The organism is Microbulbifer maximicatervae (SeqCode), from assembly GCF_052467815.1.
The window spans coordinates 2,801,999-2,826,623 of record NZ_CP174326.1 but is presented as its reverse complement, the minus strand read 5'-3'; the positions used below and the strand labels follow the sequence as shown (position 1 = coordinate 2,826,623).

18 protein-coding genes are annotated in these 24,625 nt (G+C 44.9%); 9 read left to right on the top strand and 9 right to left on the bottom strand.

Annotation, left to right across the window (positions count from 1 at the left end; genetic code table 11):
• The first annotated feature begins 617 nt into the window (after nt 1-617).
• Nucleotides 618-923 carry a hypothetical protein gene (locus ACJJIW_RS12270; RefSeq protein WP_282931752.1) on the top strand — a complete coding sequence of 102 codons (306 nt, stop codon included), beginning with the start codon at nt 618-620 and terminating at the stop codon, nt 921-923.
• Between the two features lie 48 nt (nt 924-971).
• The gene (locus ACJJIW_RS12265; RefSeq protein WP_282931751.1) at nt 972-1,382 is read left to right on the top strand and encodes a DUF4288 domain-containing protein; all 411 of its coding nucleotides are present in this window, start codon (nt 972-974) and stop codon (nt 1,380-1,382) included.
• Between the two features lie 169 nt (nt 1,383-1,551).
• Here ACJJIW_RS12265 and ACJJIW_RS12260 read toward each other — a convergent pair whose 3' ends face one another.
• Nucleotides 1,552-2,595, bottom strand: coding sequence for an AraC family transcriptional regulator (locus ACJJIW_RS12260; protein WP_444935311.1), 1,044 nt, complete (start codon nt 2,593-2,595; stop codon nt 1,552-1,554).
• Between the two features lie 178 nt (nt 2,596-2,773).
• Between ACJJIW_RS12260 and ACJJIW_RS12255 the strand changes: the two genes are divergently transcribed.
• The 6 genes from ACJJIW_RS12255 (at nt 2,774) to ACJJIW_RS12230 (ending at nt 12,704) form a co-directional block, all read left to right on the top strand.
• The gene (locus ACJJIW_RS12255) at nt 2,774-4,690 is read left to right on the top strand and encodes a DUF3604 domain-containing protein (protein WP_444935310.1); all 1,917 of its coding nucleotides are present in this window, start codon (nt 2,774-2,776) and stop codon (nt 4,688-4,690) included.
• 105 nt (nt 4,691-4,795) lie between these two features.
• Entirely contained in the window at nt 4,796-5,710 is a 915-nt protein-coding gene (locus ACJJIW_RS12250) for a peptidylprolyl isomerase (protein WP_444935309.1), read from the top strand.
• Nucleotides 5,700-6,761 carry a HupE/UreJ family protein gene (locus ACJJIW_RS12245; RefSeq protein ID WP_444935308.1) on the top strand — a complete coding sequence of 354 codons (1,062 nt, stop codon included), beginning with the start codon at nt 5,700-5,702 and terminating at the stop codon, nt 6,759-6,761. Before ACJJIW_RS12250 ends, ACJJIW_RS12245 begins: the two co-directional genes overlap by 11 nt.
• 356 nt (nt 6,762-7,117) lie before the next feature.
• Nucleotides 7,118-7,576, top strand: a complete 459-nt coding sequence (locus tag ACJJIW_RS12240; protein WP_444935307.1) for a GNAT family N-acetyltransferase — start codon at nt 7,118-7,120, stop codon at nt 7,574-7,576.
• A gap of 729 nt (nt 7,577-8,305) precedes the next feature.
• Nucleotides 8,306-11,350: a thrombospondin type 3 repeat-containing protein gene (locus tag ACJJIW_RS12235; RefSeq protein WP_444935306.1), complete on the top strand. Its 3,045-nt coding sequence runs from the start codon at nt 8,306-8,308 to the stop codon at nt 11,348-11,350.
• A gap of 190 nt (nt 11,351-11,540) precedes the next feature.
• Entirely contained in the window at nt 11,541-12,704 is a 1,164-nt protein-coding gene (locus tag ACJJIW_RS12230) for an MFS transporter (protein ID WP_444935305.1), read from the top strand.
• A 77-nt stretch (nt 12,705-12,781) separates the two neighbouring features.
• Here ACJJIW_RS12230 and ACJJIW_RS12225 read toward each other — a convergent pair whose 3' ends face one another.
• From ACJJIW_RS12225 to ACJJIW_RS12190, 8 genes are all read right to left on the bottom strand, one after another.
• Nucleotides 12,782-13,594: a hypothetical protein gene (locus ACJJIW_RS12225; RefSeq protein ID WP_444935304.1), complete on the bottom strand. Its 813-nt coding sequence runs from the start codon at nt 13,592-13,594 to the stop codon at nt 12,782-12,784.
• A gap of 294 nt (nt 13,595-13,888) precedes the next feature.
• Nucleotides 13,889-14,914 carry a hypothetical protein gene (locus ACJJIW_RS12220; protein WP_444935303.1) on the bottom strand — a complete coding sequence of 342 codons (1,026 nt, stop codon included), beginning with the start codon at nt 14,912-14,914 and terminating at the stop codon, nt 13,889-13,891.
• 33 nt (nt 14,915-14,947) lie between these two features.
• On the bottom strand, nt 14,948-16,042 hold the full coding sequence (locus ACJJIW_RS12215) for a hypothetical protein (protein ID WP_444935302.1): 1,095 nt from the start codon (nt 16,040-16,042) through the stop codon (nt 14,948-14,950).
• 106 nt (nt 16,043-16,148) lie between these two features.
• The gene (locus tag ACJJIW_RS12210; protein WP_444935301.1) at nt 16,149-17,240 is read right to left on the bottom strand and encodes a hypothetical protein; all 1,092 of its coding nucleotides are present in this window, start codon (nt 17,238-17,240) and stop codon (nt 16,149-16,151) included.
• 105 nt (nt 17,241-17,345) lie between these two features.
• Nucleotides 17,346-18,371 carry a hypothetical protein gene (locus ACJJIW_RS12205; protein ID WP_282931738.1) on the bottom strand — a complete coding sequence of 342 codons (1,026 nt, stop codon included), beginning with the start codon at nt 18,369-18,371 and terminating at the stop codon, nt 17,346-17,348.
• A gap of 110 nt (nt 18,372-18,481) precedes the next feature.
• On the bottom strand, nt 18,482-19,570 hold the full coding sequence (locus tag ACJJIW_RS12200) for a hypothetical protein (protein ID WP_444935300.1): 1,089 nt from the start codon (nt 19,568-19,570) through the stop codon (nt 18,482-18,484).
• A gap of 483 nt (nt 19,571-20,053) precedes the next feature.
• Nucleotides 20,054-21,688, bottom strand: coding sequence for a PepSY-associated TM helix domain-containing protein (locus ACJJIW_RS12195; RefSeq protein WP_444935299.1), 1,635 nt, complete (start codon nt 21,686-21,688; stop codon nt 20,054-20,056).
• Nucleotides 21,689-21,692: 4 nt separating this feature from the next.
• Nucleotides 21,693-22,097 (bottom strand): hypothetical protein, encoded by a 405-nt coding sequence (locus tag ACJJIW_RS12190; RefSeq protein WP_282931735.1) that lies wholly within the window; start codon nt 22,095-22,097, stop codon nt 21,693-21,695.
• Nucleotides 22,098-22,503: 406 nt separating this feature from the next.
• On the opposite strand from ACJJIW_RS12190, the gene ACJJIW_RS12185 reads away from it, so the two are divergent.
• Complete coding sequence (locus tag ACJJIW_RS12185) at nt 22,504-24,567, top strand: TonB-dependent receptor (RefSeq protein ID WP_444935298.1); 2,064 nt, start codon at nt 22,504-22,506, stop codon at nt 24,565-24,567.
• Nucleotides 24,568-24,625: the final 58 nt, after the last annotated feature.

The following is a 24,625-nucleotide window of genomic DNA, read 5'->3' as shown; positions in this document are numbered from 1 at the left end:
ATCTCAGAAAGTGAAGTCCAATCGAAATATACGTGTATCGAACCCGTTAATCGTGCCTTCATAGCCAACATACAAAACAGGGAAAGGTAATCCGTACTTTCACCTCCGTGCTTGATGCCAAGAAATTAATATCACCACTACAGCGCCTACTGAAGAGCCCTCTCCACACCACGATTGAACTCGCTAGGGATTAGATTGTGGAGTAATTGAGGTGTAGCACAACAGTTAGCGGCTAGCGTTTTTATCACTTGAGTACACCAACTCTGGTGCCGCTCATCCAGATGCAGCGAGCCGATATAAATTCCTATGGAATCCCCGGCTTGTCTGTGTAGGGTACGCCTGTCCACTGCTAGCTCCCATTACTACCTCCAAGTGTGTTGGTTAGTGTGGGAATTAGGCTGCAATTGATCCTTTGTTTGGTCTAAAATTGGCTCCAAAGGTGGGGCCCTACCTATCCCCTCGCGGTGGAGGCGTTAAGATCAAGTTCGGATGAGAGCAACCATACAAGCTTGCGAGGACATGCACTAGTTTAACAAACCGGTAAGTCCCCAAAGAAAAGCCCATCACTGGCAAGTTGCCTTAGTTGTTAGCCCGCACTAATTGGAACATCGTATTTTATGAACAAGAAGGCACTTGGAATTAATGAAATTATTATCCTCACCACCCTACTGGCAATGCTTGGCTTGCTGGCTATCCGGTTTTTGAATCCTGAGATGCTAAATCTGTCCATTTTCAATACTCGGGCAGGCTCCTTTTTACTTGGCTGCGCATTTTGTTACTTCACTCTAAATGAGTTCAAGGCAGCCATAGATAAAGATGAGTGGGGCCCAAACAGAGTTGCAGGTATTATTCGTGTACCCCTATATCTCGCCGCTGCTTTATTCCTGTTTTACATGACTGCAAGCGGGGGAATTAATGCATAATAAGAGATTATTAGCTTCCCCATCACTGGCGAGTACAAGGCAGTTAAAATGAGTAACCAGAGAATCCCTGACAGAAATAAGAGCCCCTACGGCTGGTGGGTCGCAACAATTATAGAGAGGTTTCAATTTGATGATGAGGAACTCGACAATATGCGTCGGCGCTGCCGGGCATTCTCAAATGTTGTGATACTAAGAGCTGATGATAGAGAGCAAGCTTACCAGAAGGCCATTCAGTACGGGAAGTCCGGCATCGAAGACAAAAGTGACTGGACAAATGATAAAGGGCGTAGAGGTCGCTGGATTTTTGAGGGACTAAGCAGTCTTATTCCCATCTATGATGAACTTGATCCTGAAGGCACTGAAATCCTGTTTGACGATGATAATGGGATTACAGTTGGCAGAGTTAAGTCTTGGGTTCGAAGCAAGGAAGAGCTTGAGGCATTTGATGATACCGAATGAGAAATTCAAGTACTTTATCAGCCCCTTTAAAGACTAGACTTCCCCTCTTTTCTCTCGATAACTATAGAATAGTCCAACCAAATGTAGCTGGGTGGTATGTAATATCCAATAGCCCTAGGAGTAATTAATGCAAACAAATCGAATCCTTTATTGATAAATAAAGTCGCTCTTAATCTATACAGATTTCTGTTGAGGTATCTCTACTATGCTTAGTCCGAAACTCTCGCGGAGATTGCCCAGTCCATTTTTTAAAGCTTCTGGAAAAACTACTGGTATCACCGAATCCAAGTTTGTAGGCGATTGACGTGATCGGGGTATCGTTTTGCTTAAGGTACTGCACAGCCTGATACTGGCGTATTTCATCTAGCACAGTCTGATAACTGAAACCTCTTTCTTTTAGTTTTCTATGCAAACCACGGCAACTAATACCAAGCTCCTTGGCCACGACCTCTTGTGAAAAATTACCTGTAGCCATCAGATCAACAAGCACTCTACTGGTTATGCTAACTATGTCATTCTTCTGCAAACGCTCCAAGTAACCAATTAGGGCTTGCTCGTTGACCCTGACCAGCTCATCGTTTCCCGAAGAGAGCTTTCGATCAACAAACTCTTGTTTAAATCTAATCTCACAAATGTCTGCCGAAAAGTTAATTGGGCATTTATACATCAATTGATGCCGCTCAAGGGTGGCAGGTCTGTGCCTCTCCAGATTAATTGAAATCAAATGATGATGCACATCAGGGCATATCTTTCTGATGGACTTTATTAGCAAAGCCATAAAGGCATCTATAGCATGAATACTTGGATCATATGGGAAGTTGTCAACCTTTTCCCAGGATACTACTACTTGCTGCTGTTCATCATGAACATTGATTCGCATAGCGGTGGTAACCACTTCTGAGAATCGAGCAGATCTTAGTAAACTCTCCCTGATGGAGCTACTGGCCAAGTGGGCATAGCTTAGAGCGTGAAGGTTTGTATGATTCACATACTTAGTGACTTGCAGGCCGATACAATCATCACCTGATATAGATTCAGCGAGCCCCCATAGTTTTTTCATATTCTCTAAAGGAATTCTCTGGTTCGCGTCCACTATGCATTTGGGGTCAATTTCTGCACGCTGCAAAATTTCTTGGGTAGAACAGAATGGTTTTAGGGCCTCAATAATAGGTAATACCCAAGTTGCAATGGTCGTGTGTCCATACTCAGCCATCTACAAGTGTGTCCTAATTGGTCAAGAGATTGGCTTTATTTGCAAAGAAACCTAAAAGCCAAATGATTAGCATCTAATCAATCACTTCCTTATTTACCAAGATTATCCTAACGATCCTGACATGTTAAGAGGATCTAGTCACCTAAAAGATAGCCAGCCGACGCTGGTAATTGGAAATATGAAAAATCCCATAAAAAGAATAGCACGTCTGGTAGGGGTTACATTATCCATCACTCACCTAAGTGTTACTGCTAGTGAGCCCACTCAGGTTTTCTGGGGAGATATGCACCTTCATACCTCCTACTCATTCGATGCCTTCTTAAGCCAAAATTATTCGGCAACTCCGGACACCGCTTATCGGTGGGCCAAGGGGCAGCCGGTTATTCACCCCTACACTCATGCAAAAGTACGTATAGATACCCCGTTGGATTTTCTCGTGGTTTCAGATCACGCTGAGGGGCTGGGAGTAATGAGGGCAGTGGTGAATGAAACAGATGAGCTCGACAGCGATATGTCCTTATACCAGTCAATGATGCGCTGGTTTGCCAAGCAGCATATTAGATATAAAGTCTCGATAAATGAAGGTATGGATATTTTCAATGAGTTACTGCCCAAAAAGGCGCTAGACACAGTAGCTCCCGCTGACCCTGTCCAGGACCCAGCCAACACGCCCCCTGAGCCCGTACTTGGAGATCTGGATAAGACCCGGACAAGCGCATGGAGCGCAATAGTCGATGCCGCAGAGCGCCATAATAACCCGGGCACTTTTACCAGTTTTATTGGCTGGGAATGGAGCTCAACACCAACCGGGGCCAACTTACACCGGGTGGTTGTCTCTCCTGACGGGGCGGAAAAAGCTAAGCAGTATCTTCCTTTTGGGGCTGATCAGAGTCAGTACCCAGAAGATTTGTGGCAGTGGTTAGATGCGACATCTAAACGAACTGGCAGTGAATTCATTGCGATCCCCCACAATTCTAATGTGTCCAAAGGTTATATGTTTGCAGAAACCACTCTGCGTGGTGAGCCAATTGATACACAGTATGCGCGTACACGCATGCGCTGGGAGCCCCTGGTTGAAATAACACAAATTAAGGGGGACTCAGAAACCCATTCAACGCTTTCCCCGGACGATCCTTTCGCAGACTTTGAGAATTATCCATTCTATCTGCAAGCTGACCCGGAGTCGTACCATGTCGCTAAAGGTGATTTCGTCCGATCCGCCTTACGCACAGGACTGGAAATGCAGAAGAAAATTGGTGTAAACCCTTATAAGCTGGGGTTTGTGGGGTCCACAGATTCACATACGGGTATGTCAACTGCTGAGGAGGATAACTTTTGGGGCAAGTTTGCCCATGACTCAGTACCAAGCAGCAAGCGAACTAACACTGTCATTGGCGGAACCAAGGCTACAGGTTGGAACATGTCCGCTTCTGGACTCGCCGCCGCTTGGGCTGAAGAAAATACCAGAGAAAGCCTTTTTGCTGCATTTAAACGCCGTGAAGTATATGCCACTACAGGCCCTAGAATTCAGGTGCGCGTCTTTGCAGGCTGGAATTTTCCTAAGCACGCCATCGATGCTGAAAATATTGCTGAACTAGGTTATTCCCATGGAGTACCTATGGGGGGTGATTTAGTGAAACCACAAGAAACTGACCAACCAATTCAGCTACTTATACGCGCGACAAAAGATCCTAAAGGAGCAAATCTGGATCGAGTTCAGGTGGTTAAATCTTGGCTGGACTCAACAGGAAAGAGCCAAGAAAAAATATTTAATGTTGCCTGGTCTGGCGAACGCACGCTTAATAACCAAGGCCAGCTAAGGCCTGTGGGGGACACGGTAAATCGAGAAACGGGGCAATACACTAACAACATTGGCTCCATTGAGTTATCAACCCTATGGCAAGATCCAAAGTTTAATATAAACGAAAGAGCCTTTTACTATGTTCGGGTATTGCAAATCCCTACCCCACGCCATTCACTCTACGATGCAATAGCTACAAAAGAAATCAATAATGGAAATATTCAGGTACCGTCTGAAGGACCCGCCGTTATCCAGGAGCGCGCTTATACATCCCCAATTTGGTATACCCCCTAAGACTGGCAGGAAACCTCGACGCCAAAGCAAGCAAATAGCATATCTAAAAAAGTCGCTTACATACTGATATCAATACTCTCTGCAGGTTTCAATGGAGGAAGCTTCATGCAGCAGAAATTAGAGATTCTGAAGAGGGAGCCTCTGGTACACTTTTCTATTATCGCTTTATTGCTGTTCGTTTTCGCAGAGTTATTAATAGAGGAAAATGGAACCAACTATGAAGATACCTTGCTTATCAGCGAGGACATTCTAATTGAGCACCTACAATTCCAGAAAAAAACATTTAACCAGAGTTTTGCACGACGTTATTGGGAGGGGTTGACTCAGCCAGAGAAGTCCAACCTGATTAATGATTACATTAAAGAAGAAGTACTTTACCGTGAAGCCCTTAATCTAGGCCTGCAGAAGCATGATCAGATTATACGACGACGCCTTATTCAAAAGCTGGACTATGTAAATGGTGGCTTTTCCAGTAACACTGATATTAGTGAAGAAGGTCTGGAAAACTACTTCCAGCTTCATCGCGAAAAATATCGAATTGAAGCATCTATTACCTTTACTCATGTTTTCTTTGATTTTAGGCGGCACTCTACAGAAAAGTTAGAGGAGACTGTCAAAAAGAACTTGAACCACTTAATAAAGCAGTCAGTTCCATTCGAGGATTCCGCCCTCTACGGAGATAGATTTATCTTTCATCGGAATTATGTAGATCGCACTCCCAGTCTAGTAGCCAGCCACTTCGGAGATAATTTGGCAGAAAGTATCTTTCAACTACCATTGAATACCTGGTCCGGTCCATTTGAATCTCCGTATGGTCTACATCTAATTTTGATTAGTGAAAACAAAACAAGCCGTCTACCCAGCTTTAGAGAAGCCTCCCCCTTAGTACTTGAGGATTATCGACGAAATAAAATGGAGGAAAATAAACAACTTAGGATACAAGAGCTGTTGGCAGGCTACAGAATAGAGAGGGATGCCTCGATACCATATGTTCCTGTGGATATCACCTATGCCAACTAAAAATCCCTACAAGATCATCAAAGCCATTCTATTCTTATTGTTACTTACAACAATTAGTAATGTTAGTTTCGCTCATGACGGAAGACCGATATACATTGAGTTAAAAGAAGTCACGGAAAGCAGATATATCCTTCGATGGAAAATCCCGCCTATCATGCAGCCAGGGACTGAACCTGAGATACACTTAATGGGCGAATTCTGCCAAATACAACCAGAGATAACAGGGCCTACCAGACCCAACGTGAAGAGTTACCTATGCAGGAATCTCCACCCAAACAATTTCACAAGGCTATATAACCCCCTAACAATAAGAATCACATACCCCATTGCCAATCCAGCCTTATCGAGTTTAATTCATTTTGAAAAATCAGACGGCGACACTATTAATCTCTTTAATAGCCCCAAGGTCTTAGAGATAAATCTACCTTCCCGCCTAACTATTTGGGATAGTGTCACACAATATATTGAAGCAGGTTTCTTACATATATTAGAGGGCTATGATCACTTACTATTCGTATTATGTTTAGTCTTTATCGCCAGAAAATTTAGAGGCATTTTAATAGCGATTAGCGGATTTACAGTAGGCCACTCTCTCACTCTAGGGCTCGCAAGTTTAGACTTATTCACCATAAGAGTAGATGTTGTTGAAGTGTTGATCCCATTGAGCATTATGCTATTAGCCGCAGAAATTGTATATGCGCATAATAGACAGCGTAAAACGAGTTTAACCCGACGCTATCCTGCGATTGTTGCCACTGGCTTTGGATTACTTCACGGGTTTGGGTTTGCCAGTGCGCTTGCGGAATTAGGCCTTCCTCACAGCCATAAAATCACCGCATTATTTAGCTTTAATATAGGTGTAGAATTGGGGCAAATATTATTTGTCTTGGTTTTGACTTTCTTATCATCTACAGTTCAGCGGATATTCTCGAAGTGGAAAATTACAACTTTATATAACCAGCTTCTGACACATTCAAAATACGCGATTTATCCAGTTGGAATAGCCAGCGGGTATTGGGCAATTGACAGGACTCTGGGGCTAATTTCCTAAACAAGAAAAGTTTGAATCACAAAAGCAACTTCAATACTTACTACTGGGGTAATAGGAAATAATACACCGCACTCGAGACACGCTGAGAATATATCCCTGTAAGCTCCTAATCGGCATCCATGCCTCATAGGGTCCCGAGCGTAGTGTATTATTTTCTTCTCCCTTTTTAGTATAATCTGTTATTCTCACGCAATCACACAGATAATGGCTCACAGTAGTGGGCAGATATATGTATGAGTTGACCATCAAACAATAGGAATTCATCGAGCCTTTTTAGCCCACATCAATGTCATATACAGGCCCTTGTAGAGCTAAAGCAGTTTTCACTACCAAACCTAACACCACTGAAAATTAAGATGTTGAATTTTAGAAAAGCACTTATAGAAGACCTTCCTGATTTACTTAAATTTGAACAATGCCTTATCGAAGCCGAAAGGCCATACAATTCATCCATTAAAGCTGGATCAGCATTCTATTATGATATGGAGAAGTTGATACTATCTGATGACTCCTATCTTCTGGTAGTTGAAAGCGAAGATGAGATCATTGGAAGTGGATATGCCCAAATACGAAACTCAAAGATATCTCTTGATCATGAGCGGCATGCTTATCTGGGTTTTATGTATGTATCACCAGCACACCGAGGAAAGGGCATTAACTCAAAGCTAATAGAGAAATTAATTGCATGGGGAAAACAGAGTGGGGTTCAGGATTTCTACCTTGACGTTTACTCTCAAAATAGCTCAGCAATAAAAGCCTATGAAAAAGTAGGCTTCAAACCATCACTGATGGAAATGAAGTTAAACCTTAAATAGAAAGATCAAAATCTATAAACCCAGGTGATGTCTTTGACTCACCTGGTTTACACCATATGACTTCAAAGAATACTCTTCAAGAAAAGCTTAACCGATATATCTCGATTTAAATACGTAGCTGCAAATTTCATGATCAATCAGAAAAATTATCTTCCACAAAAAACCATCCTGCCACGCTTCTGGCGAGTATGCTTGAGACTAACTCAACGCTTACCTTTATAAAAACTGCGTGAATACTGGGGAAAACTTCCTGCGTTCTCTAGTCCGCATCAGACTTACCACAAGATGAACTTCCCTTATCGCCTTCAGCTATTTGACCACTTGCCCAATTAATAGTGTCGATATAACTCCCGATCCTTACAGCGGTTAAATCAGGCTCAGAATCATCTTCCACTCAGTAAATAGTCAAGACCAATAGCAAAACAAACTGTCAAATTATCTATTCCGATATTTTTAATGGCGTGAATTTATCTTTACTAATTACATGCTTTATCACCCATAAATTATCCCGCCAAAATTTCGCCATTCATCACACTTTTAGTGAGAAAGAACGCATAGTTACCACACTCATAAACGGTTGTGCGCCATAACTTTAGTATTAGAAATACGCACAACCAAAATAATGACATCTATCTAAAAATAAGCCGGAGTCCAAGTGCGCCAGCATAAATGATTTATTGCAGGCGTATTTTTTATAGGTCTACTGCGCTTGTCCGACAGATAACAAAAATGGATTTTGTTCGGGAGATTATGACCATGCGTCTACCTTCGCTTATTGCGATACTATTTTCAGTGGTGCTTTTAAGTGCCTGCGGTTCTGATGGAGGCCGGGGCGATGCCGCCGATGACTTGCTCCCACCCCCTGGCGTCACAGACTCAGATGGTGACGGTATCGATGATGATAATGACAATTGTCCGGCTGTTAGTAATTCAGACCAGGATGATTTAGATGGCGACGGCAGCGGTGATGCCTGTGATACTGATGACGATGGCGACTCCCACCCAGACACTTCAGACAACTGCCCACAAACCCCGAATTCAGACCAAGCCGACAGTGATAGCGACGGCATAGGCAATGCCTGTGACAGCGATCTGGATGGCGACAACGTCCCCAACGATTCTGACAACTGCCCTGCTGATTCAAATAGTGAGCAGGGTGATATCGATGGCGACGGCGTCGGGGATGTGTGCGACAACGACCGCGACGGGGACAATTACACCGACAGCTTGGATAACTGTCCGGACGTAGCCAACCCAGACCAATCAGATCAGGACAATGACGGTATCGGCGACGCCTGTGACGAAGATAGCGATACTGACAACGACGGCCACGACGATGGCCAGGATAACTGCCCAACCGTATCCAACCCAGACCAAGCCGACCTTGACGGAGACGGCATTGGCGATGCCTGTGACAGCGATGACGACGGTGATGGCGTAGACGATCAAGACGATAACTGCCCAACCGCAGCCAACTCCTCACAAACCGACCAGGATGGCGATGGTATAGGTGATGCCTGTGATGACGATGCGGACAGTGACGGCATCGATAACGAAGATGACAACTGCCCATCCACCCACAACCCAAGCCAAGACGATAACGACGGAGATGGCATTGGCGACGCCTGTGACAGCGACGACGACAATGACTCTGTCGAAGATGAGAATGACAACTGCCCCAGCCATAGCAATACCGACCAAAGTGATATCGACGAAGACGGTGTCGGTGATGCCTGTGATAGCGACCAGGATGGTGACGGTATTGATAACGACGATGACAACTGCCCTGCTACTGCCAATTCAGACCAGAGCGATATCGATGGTGATGGGCAAGGCGATAGCTGTGACAGCGACGATGACGGCGATGGTATAGACGATAGTAATGACAACTGTCCGGCCGTTGCCAACGATGATCAAACCGATACCGACGGCGACGGCACTGGCGATGCCTGCGACAGCGATCGCGATGATGACGGCGTTGAAAATGAAAATGACAACTGCCCGCTGGTACCCAACGCAGATCAAACAGATACAGATGGTGACGGTTACGGAGATGCCTGCGATGACAACACCGATGTCGACGGCGATCAGGTACCTGACAGCGTTGACAACTGTGTACTCGTCCCCAACACCGATCAAATAGATCAGGATGGAGATGGTGTCGGGGATGCCTGCGACGAAGACCTGGATGGAGACGGCACCGATAACGATGCCGACAATTGCCCATCAATACCCAACTCAGACCAACTCGATACTGACGGGGATGGCAGCGGCGATATCTGTGATAGCGACGACGACAACGACGGCGTCGATGACACAGCCGATAACTGCCCCACGGCATCCAATAGTGATCAAACAGATACCGACGGGGATTCAGTCGGTGACGCCTGCGATCCAGACCTCGATGGCGACGGTATCTTCAATGACGACGATAACTGCCCCTATGTCAGCAATACACTACAGGAAGACAGTGACAACGACGGAATTGGCGATGCCTGCGATGGCGACAACGATAACGACGGCGTAGATAACGCCTACGATAACTGCCCGGATACTGCCAACAGCGATCAGTCGGATATCGATCAGGATGGCGTTGGTGATGCCTGTGACAGCGACCGGGATGGTGACACAGTCCCGGACACTTCCGACAACTGCCCGGCTATCCCAAATGATGATCAAGCCGATCAGGACGGTGACGGCATCGGTGACGTTTGCGACGATGACAGTGATACCGACAACGATGGCCACGACGATGGTGAAGACAATTGCCCAGCCATCCCCAATCCGAATCAAACGGACACGGATGGCGACGGTGTCGGCGATGAGTGTGATAGCGATGCTGATGGCGATGGCATAGACAACACCGATGACAACTGTCCACTAACGCCAAACGACCAAACCGATACTGACGGTGACGGTCTTGGGGATGCCTGTGACGAAGACCTGGATGGTGATGGCGTTAATGATGACGTCGACAACTGCCCAATGATTCCGAATCCAGGGCAAGAAGACGGCGATAACGACGGTGCTGGAGATCTCTGCGATAACGACCGCGACGATGACGGGCTGGATGATACCGTCGACAATTGCCCTGCCATTCCCAATCCAACCCAAACCGATACGGATGGTGACGGGGTAGGAGATGCTTGCGATACAGACATGGATGGCGACGGAGTAGAGAACGATCTCGATAACTGTCCCCAGACTCACAATCCCGAACAGGAGGATTCTGATAACGATGGTATCGGCGATGCCTGCGACCTCGAATCAGGCCTGTCCTGCGCAGCATTTGAAGACCTGGAGATCGTTAACGGTGTAGATGCAGACCTGACTTACGGAATTGAACAGCCTTGTGATGGATGCTCTATTACTGCAGTAGAAAGGGTATTTAACGGCGTCCTGTCTGATGCTGCCAGAATGGAAGTTGTCAGCGGTGCAGGTGGATCTACCCATATTCAAATCAACCACCACTCGGTTAAAGAGGGACGCCATGTGGTCGGTTTCCTGGTAGAGCACACCACACCACTGCTGGATATCATCTACCTGAACACCATCACAATCAGCACTTACCTGGATGGAGTAGCTACAGGGGAGTCCACTAGTGGATATCGTCTGGCCCCATTCAAAGTCAACGGTGCACATAACCACCGCTTACTGCTGGCCACCACCAATAGTGACTTTGATCAAGTGAGATTGACACTGGAAGGGTTGAGCTTCACCAATAATCAATTGGATGTCTATCTCGCCTGCGCAGCGCCAATCGGCCAACCATAACTAAAATATGAGGTTAAAAGCCCCGGCTTGCCGGGGCTTTTTTATGGGGATTTATTTGCTAGAGGAGCACATAGAAAAGTTCGACAACCCCAATCCTAACTACTTATAAATCACCTACCGCTACCAGCCTTAAGCTACATTAGTTTCCGGTAGCCACGAGAAAAAACAACTCAAAACTTCTATCAATCCTTTGAATAAGCTCACTGAACCGAACTTTCACTATCTCTCCTATGGCCTGGCAACTGTCAGCTACATGACGCTGATGTTATCTATGCCTTTAAGCGACACCATTGCCTCCAGCCTGGAAATTAAGACGAGCCAGATTCATTTGGCGATAAGTACTCTGTACCTGATGTTTTCTGCCTCTGCCATTGTACTGAGCATGTTCTCGGATATTTTTAGTGCTGCCCGCATTTTGAAATATGCTCAGCTTATGTCGATTGCTGGACTTTTCACTGTCGCAAATACACATAACCTTTCTACATTTTACCTGGGGTGCATCCTGATAGGTGGCGGGACTGGGTGCTATTCCTCTATAGGGCGATCGGTGATGTTGCGACACGCCAGCTCTTCTGAAGCGGTAAAGAAGCGAACCTCATTTATTTCGCTGACTATTATTGTTGCCCCTATTCTAGCAACAATACTCGCCCACACTCTTATACCCATTAATTGGCGATACGCCTATTACATAATGATAGCTATTGAGGTAGCAATGCTGATTTACTCACAGCTTGCGCTCAGAAAAGATCGACAGCCCCTTTCAACGATTAAAACCATTTTAAATATATGGAAGCGCTGTCTAACAACAAAAAGCTGTATATTAAATATGTTATCAACAGGGGTTGGCTATGCACTGGTTATGCAGACAATTATCGGTAATATCCATGGAATCTTAAGGTACAGCGCGACGCTTTCTTATATGCAGTTAAACTTCGCGGTTACTGGATTGAGCGCCACCTATATACTGGGCATACTCACATTCAGATCATTGGTCAACTATGACAAACTACCAATAGTGAGGATTTTGATAACCCTACTAATACCAGTAGCTGCTGTTATCTATCTGGAGTACCACTCCACTCTAACCTTCTTGTTAGGCTCACTTTACCTCTGCTGTTTTGTTGTAGGGTTTCTCAACCCACTATCCAGCAGTTTCGCCATGGCAGAAATTAAAGGTGGCCACGGTATGGCATCTGCACTGCTCACCTTTTCTTTCGCCTTTACTTCTGCAATTTACAGCTTCTTCCAGGGCTACCTGGAAATCCCATCAGTGAAATTCGTTCCCATATCAATGACAGTCTCATTTTTACTTCTCCTGGTATTAGCCATGGCGCTAAGACAAAAGAGGTTCTAATCAGAGCTATATAGCTTTGGATAGCATACTTATTGAGCAAGCAACACGCTATTCTCCCACCAATAACAAGAATACAATTATTCCAAGCAACTTGGGCTAGCAGTATCAAATATGTTACCAAACCAAGTATTACTGGAGAGGCAAGCATCAGGAGTCTCATCTACCAAATCAGCTTCACCATTACTACCAGTCACCTGATTTCCCGAAATAATGTAGTTCATTGAAGGCGGATCCACTATATCAAAATCCATCACGATGCCAATATCTGAAGAATTCGATATCACATTCTGCACCACCAATCCATTAACAGTTGGAGGCTCTATAATAATTCCAAAAATAGATCCATCAATGGTATTCTGAATAACCTGACTGAAACTACCCGCAATGACAATCCCTGCTATGGCATTACTATTACCACTTAGTGAGTTCCCTGAAATATGACTGAAATCCCCATTGAGTTGAAAACCAATGCTACCAGGGCCACCTGAAAGAAACATTGAGCCATTAATAGAATTGTTGTCACTCTCCACTATAAAACCCACCCCTGGACTATCAGAAATCAAACCTTGAACTGAATGAAATCCATCGCCTTCTAAAAAGACAGAAATTCCACAAGTGTCTATGGTACCTCCTACTAATACAGCTCCTAAACCTTCAAGAGAGATCCCTGCGCTATCACTATCTTCACAAGTAAGTACATAACCGTTCATGTCCAGGCTTCCGGAAGGCCCTTCTATTGTGACCTGTGTTTCAAGATCACAGGAAATATCCTGACTGAGAACTTCTGCTGTCGTTATCGTATCTCCACATTGAACATCCGCCAGAGAGAAAATTGGCTTTGATATTAAGGTTATTAATAATACCAATGATGTACATGTCTTCAGGTTCATCTTTTCCTCTAGAATAAATATTTGTCAAAGAGCTTTGATATACGAACAAGAATAACAGCCTATAAGAAATACTTTAAATGGCTCCGAAATCTATACTTATGCGTTTTTAATGACGCATTAAAAGTCTTCCCACCCTACTAGAACCTTTTTATTTTCAATGTGCATATGGAAAAGCCCGAACCAGCCGAGTTATTCAAACAATCCTATCAAGTGATGCGTCACTAAATAACTCTAGGGAAATTATCGGAACGTCCGTTGTCTAACCTGATATAGAAGTGGCCGCTAAAAGCCAACTTACTGAAACCCTTGCACAGTATTACTATTTCCAAATTGAGTGGCAGTAGCTATATTACTCACTGTTCCCTGCGTTAACCCCACTTGGTTGGAATCACCATCCTGTAAAACCGTTGCAGTATTAAACCCCTGAATCTGGTTAATTAAGGACTGATTAAGCAAGCCATTTAACTGGAAGGTTTCAGAAAAATTAAACTGACTCGTTTGCCCTGTCGCAGCAACATTGATACCGCCGCGCTGTTCGGTAATTGCAGTATTGAATTCACCCACCTGATCATGAGTCGCCTCAAGGCTAGTACCACTTTGCAGGATATAACTATCATTTCCCAGAATTTCTTGAGTAACTGTTACGAAGTTATTATTACCACGCTGAATTACAAAAGAACTGGAGCCGACGACAAACTTTTGCTCAATTTCCACTCTAACAGCATTTCCCACCTGGACGCCAGCAGCATAGCTGTCACTCGCGGTAGTTTGTGATATGTTAAATCCTCCATTGTCACCCGCTTGAAAAAGAACCGCTACATTTCCAAAGCTATTATTAACCTGAAAAATTCCAGAACTACTATTATTACCAAACTGCCGAACAACAGCCGAATTATCAGCGGCATTGGTCTGTAAGATGGATACATCAAGTCCTATTCCACTCTGCAAGACAAAAGCAGAGTTATTTTCAGAATTAGCTTGAAATGAATTAACCGTGCTCATCGTGCCAAACTGATACTGAACAGAGGTTGAGTTAGTTGTGACACCCCCCTGCTGTGCAGAGGCAGATAGATTGCTACCAATCTGCCTCTGTACAATAGTGCTAGATTCTGTCAAAAAAATCTGAGTTGCCGTAGCCTCATTATTGGCACCAACTTGTAGTTGAATGATAGTACTTCCATTCACGCCAGGATCACTCTGATCAGCTTCTGCCGTATTACCTTCACCAATCTGTATGAGCTGATAGGTATTATCAGCTGCTATCCCTGCTGCACTGTAAGTCGAAAACAGAACACAGGCCGCAAGAGAACTGTACTTCATGAGTGGTTACTCCCTTTCATCTGACAATATTGATTACTGAAGTCCTAAAACTGTGTTGTTGTCACCAAACTGGGAGGAATTAGCCAAATTCCCCACTGTAGCCTGACTCAAACGGGTAGAGTTCGTATCCCCAGCCTGTGTTGCAATAGCGGTATTGAATGCCTCCAGCTGCAAAACAAAAGCATTGTTACGAAATCCACTCAATTGCAGCATCTCTGATGTACTAAAATCTCCACTTTGAGCCAACTCAGCAAAATTTAAAGCTCCAAATTGCTGGACTAACCCAGCACTAAAATTACCTATTTGATCCTGCATGGCGTCCAGACCAATACCGTCCTGAACTCCAACACTTAAATTACCTATATTCTCTTGCCTAACTGCATAAGAGTTTGCGGTATTTTTTTGACTCACAAGTGAGGACGAACTCGCAGCTGCACTCTGAGCTACAAAAGAACGTAATTCATTACCCGACTGCACAACAAGAACACTATTGGCCACCCCTAAATTCTGATCAACATTCGAATCATTTCTAGACCCAAACTGAAAATTAACTACAGAATTCTCAAAACCAATATTTTGTGATACTCCACTTCTATTGAAATCGCCAATTATCGTTACTCTTATAGAGTCACTGACACTGCTATCCTGTGTTAAACTTGAGTTATTGCCGTCACCAATTAAAATTGCGCTAATATCTCCAGCTACCACGCCGGCTTGAGACGAGCCAACATCGTTATTGGTACCAACTTGTGTAATAGCAATACTCGATTGTGCAGTACCCGTTTGACCGATATTTTCGGCACTATTGTTGTTCCCAATCTGTATAATGGTAATGGTGGACGATATAGCTGCGCTCTGGTTAGATTCGGTAGAGTTACTGGCACCCAGCTGTAACTGATAAATCTCACTAGACTCGGTAAACAACTGCTGCTCACCTGTCACCTCATTGTCATTACCAATCTGTATCTGGCTAATCTGGCTATTACTAACCGTTAAATCACCTTGCTCACCCGTTGCCATATTTCCCGATCCGACCTGTATCAGGTTATAGGTGTTTTCAGCAGCCACTGAAACCGTATTGGCCACAACAGCCAGAATTCCTACTAAAACAGGTTTCAATACAGTCATCATAATTCCCTTAAAAGATCAAACTCAGCTTAAAACCCTGAATCCAGACAACTTCCGCAAGAAATGGAAGAGATAGATTTACTTAAGTTGCTTGAAATCAATAAAGTTATTGAAGTCCCAAAATAGTATTACTATCACCAAACTGTGCAGAGGTAGCAAAATTTCCCACTGTAGCCTGACTGAGGCGGGTAGAGTTTGTATCACCGGTCTGTGTCACACCGACAGTATTAAATGCATCCAGCTGCACAACAACTGCATTATTGAGAAGCCCGCTAAACTGCAAGATCTCTGAAGTGCTAAAATCACCACCCTGAGCAAGCTCAGCAAAATTCAGCCCACCAAATTGCTGGATAAACCCCCTACTAAAGTTACCAATCTGATTCTGAATTCCTTCTAAGCTGGTTCCATTTTGGAATCCAATACTAACGTTACCCACATTTTCCTGACGACTTTCAAAAGAATTATTATTATTATTTTGATAGATAAATGAACGAGAACCATTAGCAGAAATCTGAAATGTCTGAGCATTTAGTGCATTTCCCGTTTGCACTGTAACCTCAGCATTACCAGCCCCACCGTTCTGAGTAAGTGATAGAGTATTCATTGACCCAAACTGAAATCCACTTGCCGAATTCACCTGACCAGACTCCTGGGTAATTGTTATACTACTTGAATCACCTAAAGTTATTCCTCTGGCAGAAATATCCACACTGGAATTTTGTGCCACATTAGCATTATTACCATCACCAATGCTCACGATATTTATAATACTTCCTAAAGTGCTATCTTGAACAAGACCGTTGACATTACCGTCTCCTAGCTGTACGGAATCAATGGTAGATAGTAAGACCCCATCTTGTGAAATAATTGAAAAATTATTCGAACCAATCTGTGTAACTGTGATACTGGTTAAAACAGAAGCGCTTTGCTCAACTTCTGCGGTATTACCTTGACCCAACTGAACTACAACTATTTCGCTAGATTCGGTAAATGATTGCTGCTCTCCAGTAGTATCATTGTTATTCCCTATTTGCGTTTGGCTAATTAGGCTATTGGTAACACTGGGATCGCTTTGCTCACCCATTGCTGTATTTCCTGACCCCACTTGAATGAGGTTATAGGTGTTATCGGCAGCTACAGAGGATACACTGGCTAGCACAAGTAACACACCTACCGAGAGAGGCTCAAATTTAGTCATCACTAAACCCTTTGGGAGAAAAAATTGTCTCATATTGTGAGTTTTAGACAGCCTCCCCATATAATGAGGGAGGCTGGATCTCCTAATGAATTTAAAATCAATACGCTACTGAAGACCCAATACCGTATTGTTATCACCATACTGGGCAGAACCTGCAAGATTTCCGCCTGTTGTTTGGCTAAGTCTTGTAGAATTGCTGGCTCCAGTTTGGACAGCAGCCGCTGTATTAAATCCGCTAAATTGCAATATTAAAGATTCATTGAGTAAACCACTAAACTGGAGTGTTTCTGCAGTGTTAAACCCAACAGTCTGTAGCGTTATGGCCGTGTTTATTCCACCAAACTGTTCCGTATACGCGGTACTAAATAACCCCTCTTGTTCAGTTAGGGCTCCAAGATTGGTACCATTTTGGAAGATAAAACTATCATGTCCTAAACCTACCTGTCGCGACTCCGCACTATTATTATTCCCACCTGCTTGAATCCCTACAGAGTTAGATGCCGAGGCCAAATTCTGGTTAATAGACATTCCGTGTAAGTTACCGGCCTGAAAGCCTATTGCAGTATTCATCTCACCAGCATTCTGACTCAGAATAAAGTTGAGATTCTCACCCACCTGAACCATCACTCCCACATTACCAGATGCATTCTTCTGAGAGCCAAACCCCATGTTATTTACCCCTAACTGGCCAATACTTATGGAATTATTAAGACTACTGTCTTGCTCAACGAGCATGGTATTACTGGAACCCACCTGGAAAATATCACTTATATCTCCCTCCGTATCAAACTGCTGGGAATTACCAGTATTACTTTCTCCATATTGAGCAACTGTAGAGGTCGTAGATATCGCACCTTCCTGCAGTACATTTGACATGTTGGCGATACCAACTTGTCGTTGGATAACTGTACTAGATATAGTCAAGCCTTCCTGTGTTACCTGAGCATCATTAGAATTGCCAATTTGTACCTGAATGACGGTACTGCCAACTACCGTTATCTCACTCTGATCCGCCGACGCGGTATTACCATTACCAATTTGGATAAGCTCATAAGTGTTATCAGCAGCCACTGAAAAAGCGCTAACCATCGCAGCTAAAATACCCACCGAAATAGGCTTGAACGAATTCATCACTAACTCCTTAAAGCAGCAGGCAATTAGGCTTGCCGCCGCTATTTTTTTACAGAGCCAAAGAATGTGACAGATATGCCCCTTATCACTTCAGCACTCGAACCTATAATTTACTGAGTTAACATACCCACATTACCGTCTCCTACTTGAGTAGTAGACACACTATTATTAGCGTTGGCTTGTGTAAGAGTGATCTGATTTGAGTTTCCTAGCTGGGAAGTGGAGCTGGCATTAAAGCTAGCCAGCTGAGTGACCATAACAGAGTTTCCTGACCCCCCTAATTGCATAATATCTACACTATTAAAGGTACCTGCTTGATCGATTTCAGCACTATTGGTGCTGCCATGCTGCTCCGTATAAACAACACCAAACTCTCCGCTTTGAGTAATATCTACACTGTTTGATTCGCCAAATTGCTGAGAGTATGCCTCGTTGTAGACGCCAGTCTGAGAGTGCCAGGCATCCAGGCCTTCGCCTTCCTGGCGAATTTCACTGTAGTGCCCGATGGATTGCTGCAGAGTATTTACGCTATTACCTGTACCATCCTGAGCAACAATTGCAGTAGAGTCAAAGGCAAGAGTATGACTTATATTTAACGTATTGGAACTTCCATATTGCTCAGTGGTAATACTATTCCCTACACTTGCAGTTTGTGTCACTGCCGCACTCTGTGCACTACCTTCTTGATGCATAGAGATAGAGTTTGCTGCTGAGCCAGTCTGCGATACATTCAGAACGTTAGTATCTCCCACCTGAACAATACCAATAAACTCATTCAGTGTATTTGTTTGAGTAAATGAGGCTTCATGATTATCCCCAATCTGCACTATCAAAATAGTACTTAACTCGGCAAACTCCTGCGCGGGTGTCGCTGAGTTATTATCACCAATTTGCTCTACTAGAATGCTTGAAAAAACTGAGCCGGCTTGGGTTGCCTCAATATAATTACTATCACCCACCTGTGATTGTTGAATCAAACTGAAGGATGTAAATAGGTTCTGGGTTGCATTCACCTCATTATCATCACCCACCTGAACTTGGATAACCGTATCACCAACAGCAGAATTGTCACTTTGATCTGAGTTAGCGGTATTACCCGATCCTATCTGAAGGACATCATAGGTGTGGTCTGCGGCAAGAGCGGCAGTTCCAATCATTGAAAATAAAACAGTTGCTGCAACAGGTCTGTACATGCTCATCTAATACTCCTTAAAGATGACAGGTCCAGCTCGAAAGCTTTTACGACGATTTTTTCAAGAACGCAGCATCATTGAGTAGAACAAATATTGAGGCTGTGGCGCATAGCATGGGCCACTTAGGGGCGGGCGGTAACAGTTGAATGACTGGCTTCATAAGTCAAACTCATACTACTTCGCATACAAACAACAATATTGCGATACTTCTTGAGTAATAAAACGATGCTGAAGTCAGTATTAATGAAAAAAGATACTTTCTCTATGAGAGATTAGTTGTGAGCGACTGGGAAGAAAGTGCCTTTCCAGGTGGAACCTCCGCCTTATCAAATAGCGGTAAAAAGTTTAGTTGTCAGGTTGGAGTATATGTAGGGAGGAAAAAATGCCTGTATTTATGGCAGCACTTGTACATTCTGCCAACTCTTAAAATGAAACTTGCGAGGGCAATAAAAAGGGCCCTGAATATAGCCCTTTCTTTAACCAATCCTGTTAACTCGATGCCTGTGGATGAGTATTAGGCAGAGGAGTTGGAATACTGCTTTCTGTTACGGGGCTCTCCACCAGCTCAGACCAGACACTGTCCGGTTCGATTTTTGCCTGCCGCTTGCGAAGATGAACTGAAAGTAAAGCAAGTGATACACCTATCAGTAGCGCAACAAAGTCCACTGCCCAGACCTGAGTGGCAGCTCCCAGCAACTCGCCTTTGATAAGCGAGCTAATTGGTATCAGGAAGATAGCAGCGGCACAAAAAACAAGGAGCTGCCGAGCAGCGGCCATGGGACGACGAACAAATGCCCAAGCCACCGCAAATAAAAAGCCTGTGTAATAAGTGGTTTTCTGCCAAAATTCAATATCCACTTGCGCATGGGGCAACCACTTAACCGTCAGCATACTGGCGGCGATACCCAAAATAGTGCCCAGACCAACGCCCACTGTGAGCCTTGCCATTACCATTGATGAGGTTGTTTGTACCGGCAGAGCTCCCTGCGCCCTGCGTTTTTTACGGCGGCTTTCAATCCACAATAGATTGCCAGTAAAAAAGATCAGTGCCCCCATAATCCCGAGCACGAAATACACCCAACGCACTGCATTTCCACCAAAACTGCCAAAGTGCAGGGAGAAAATGCTCATTACTGTGCCACTGTAGCCATTAAAGTTGCTCGGCATAAAGCTGCTATAAGGAATCTCGCTCAAATAAGGGTTGCCTAGTACATAGGCATACTCCGCACCGCGCACCACCTCGCCATGCATGATTCCACCTACACGCATACGCGGTGAGCGGGTATCCAAATTTATATAAAGGATTTCCGCCATCTGGAATTTGGATTCCCACTCCTGGATCGCAGTTTCTAACTCGGCAATCGGCACCAGCTCAGAAAAGCTCTTAACTTCTTGGGGGGCGGGTCGAGTGAACATGGGCGAGTCGCCGTAGGCCGTCACGCGCAGGGCATCATAAAGCGGGTCATGGAAAGCAAACACAAAGGCGGTAAAGGCGATGACCAGGTGGAACGGTAAGGAAGTAATCCCCAGCACATTGTGGAAATCCAGCCAGTAGCGCTTGCGGTTCTTACCCTTTCGGAGTACCAATAGATCCTTAAACCAGGTTGGCAGGAAAATAATCAAGCCAGAAACCAGCGCAATAAAATACAGTGCCGCCACAACACCCAATACATAGGTACCGAAAGCATCATGGCCTTCGCCACCGGGAATACCGCCGGTGCGATGTAAATGGTCGACAAATTCACCAATCGCAGAAACGGTAAAGCTCTGAGTGATCAGCTTCCCATTTCCATCGAAACTGGCATACCAGAGAGTGTGATCATGGGTTACTTCATCTTCTATTTCCCAGCTCACCGGCGCCACCTGCAATCCAGCTAGCGGCAAGTGAACTGTCATTCGCTTTGCGGCTTCAGGATGCGCCTGTAAAACCTCTGTAATAAGGCTGTCATACTTTTCGACAGAAATACTTGGCAGGGTAGTCTCAGGTTGTAGGGCCCATTGATTGAGCGGCCCTTTAAACATAGTCAGGGCACCAGCGACAAAAGCGATATATAGAAACAGGCCTGCAAGAATACCGGTCCAGGTATGCACGCTCTTATAAGTTTTGATCAGTTCAACACGCATAGCCTCAGCCTCCGGATCTCGCGATCCACAACAGGGTAAACAGCACCAAATTTAGCCCCAGGTAGAGGGACAACATGCGTCTTACATTGATGAATAGATACACCAAACTCACCAAAGTTAGCCAGATAGGGGTAATTATCCACATCACAAATTGGCTTCTATCGTCGACCGCTACATCTCCAGGGCCCCATAAGGCAATCAATCCGGAAATGGCAATCGCGATCGACAATCCGAAGAAAACTGCACAAAGGCTTTTTACCCACCACTGGGGCTTATAGCCTTCTAATCCTTTTTGAATACGCTTCTTTTTCTTTGCCAGAACTTTGCCCGGCTTATCCAGCACACCACTAAAAGGCAGCAACCCCAGAGCTAACATAGTTGTGCTAAGAAGTGTAAAGGACGCGGACATTGCCGAAAAACTTTGATGGAAAAGCACCCATGAGATAACGAGAAGCGCAAGACAGGTGAGGAGAGCGGGGTAAAACTGGATCGGCCTCTGCTCACGCCACTGTTGGTTGGGACACCCCAAATAAAAGACAGAGGACGCAAGAATACAACCAAGTAGTCCGAATCCTGTTAAAACTGAGGAATACATTTCTAGTTTTCACTTAAGAATTAGAAGTACTACTACCAAAGGGGTAGCAGACTGATTACTAAGCATTGACCAATCGTTGAAACACAAGCCGCTGCTCAAAGTAAGAATATTAGAAGTTTATTTCGGTATTCTTATATTTGCAAATAAGAATGATTAGCATTATATTCCGTGCCGATCTTCTTTGTCGTTCTGACTTCTTTATATTGCTAGGGATTACGCCATGTTTAAACGCCACCTTCTCAGCAACGCCGTTTCGCTTGCTATTGTTGCCTCACTAAGTACTGCCGTATTAGCTGCAGATGAGAAAAAGGATGACAATGCACCGCAAGCAATGGAAAACGTCATTGTTATTGGTGAGAAAACAGAGCGTTCCCTCAAGGAAACCACTTCTTCTGTATCCGTAATTACCGAAGAAACCTTAAATAGCATGCAGCACCTGAGCATCACTGATGCGGTATCCAATATCTCTAACGTAGTAGTACTTTCTGGTGCCACCCCAGATATTCGCGGTGTGTCCGGCAACGGTTCAGCCACTGGCTTTAACTCTTTCTCCGGTGGTGCAAAAACCCGAGTTTCTACACTTATTGATGGTGTTGCCGAGCCTTTTGTCGCAGACCTTACTGGCGACTCCGGTATTTGGGATGTGGAGCAAATTGAAGTCTTTCGCGGCCCCCAGTCCACCAGCAACGGCCGTAACAGCATTGCCGGTTCCGTCTATATCAAAACCAAAGACCCGAGCTTCGACTGGGAAGGTGCAGCTCGCGTTGGCTACCGCGACCAGGACGGTTACATCGATACTTCCGGTATGATTTCCGGTCCGATCGTTGAAGACACCCTAGCATTCCGCCTCACTGCCCAACAGCTCACTGGCGACACTATCAGCAATGCTCAAGAGTACGAGGGCAACCCCGCTGACTTCGACCTGAACACCCTGGAAACCCAGCGCCTAAAAGGCAAGTTGTTGTGGACCCCTACTGAAAAATTGAAAACACTGTTTACTGTGTCCACTAACAGTGAAGACGGAAATACCGGCCGTATGTACTACACCCTGACCGGTGTTGATGACTACGAAACTTATTTCTATCGCGACATGGACACCGAATCCATAACCACCAGCGCAAAAGTGGACTACCAAATCAGCGATGATATTTCTATCGAGGTCCTGGCAGCCTATATGGATTACCAGTGGGGCTTTGATTCCTACGAAGAAGATGCCAGCAGCCAACAGTATGTTCGCATGGACGAGCAAAATACCACTATCGACGCAAAGCTGAATTTTGGCCTCACCAGTGACACCCTGCACGGCTTTATCGGATTTGCGCACTTCGAGAGAGAGCAGGAGTTTGACAGCAGCGGCAGCACCATTTATTTCGGCGATGACGAGAGCTCCTCTACCGCTATTTATGGTGAAGTAACCTACGCACTGACTGACCGATTGAACCTGATCAGTGGCCTGCGTGTGGAGAATGAAGAGCAAAGTCGTGACTTCAATTTCAATAATGGCTACTTGATCGCGGGGCTGGACCCAGACGAAACCGACAAAACCACCACCCTGCCTAAACTCGCCCTGCAATACGATCTGACTGAGGACACAGTTGTTTCTGCCAGTGCCCGCAAAGGCTACAACGCCGGAGGTGGCGCCCTTAACTTCGCTGCAGAAGACTATTACTACTACGATGAAGAAACCGTTAACACCTACGAGCTGGCAGTACGTAGCTCCCTGGCTAACGGCACCATCAACCTGAGTGGTAACCTGTTCTTTAACGACTACTCCGGCTACCAGGCCCTGAGTTCTTCCCGTGTTATCGTCAATATGGACGAAGTTGAGACTTACGGTATGGAACTTGAAGCAGTCGCCATGCTGACTCCATCATGGGAATTGCGTGCCGGGCTTGGTTTGCTGGAAACTGAAATTACTGATGCCGGTGCTGACTACTCTGATGCCGATGGCAATGAGCTCAACTCTGCGCCCAACATTACTGCAAATCTGGGTACAAAGTTCTGGGTTACCGATGCGCTCAACGTCGGTATCTCTGCAAATTATGTGGGTGAATACTACGGTGACTTTACCAATACCGAAGAGAGAGTTGCTGGCGATTACGTTTTGACACGCCTGAATGCTAACTATGAAGGCCAGGACTGGAGCATCTCTGCTTATATCAACAACGTATTTGACGAAGAGGGTTACTTGACTCTTGAGCCAGTTGGGGATCGCTACCCCGATGGCTACGTAGCAATTGTTGAGCCTCGCAACGTCGGCGTATCTGCTACTTACCGCTTCTAATAAGCTATTTATCGATAGCTAAAAGCCCGGTCGCTGAGCGAGATTACTTCGCCCAGCG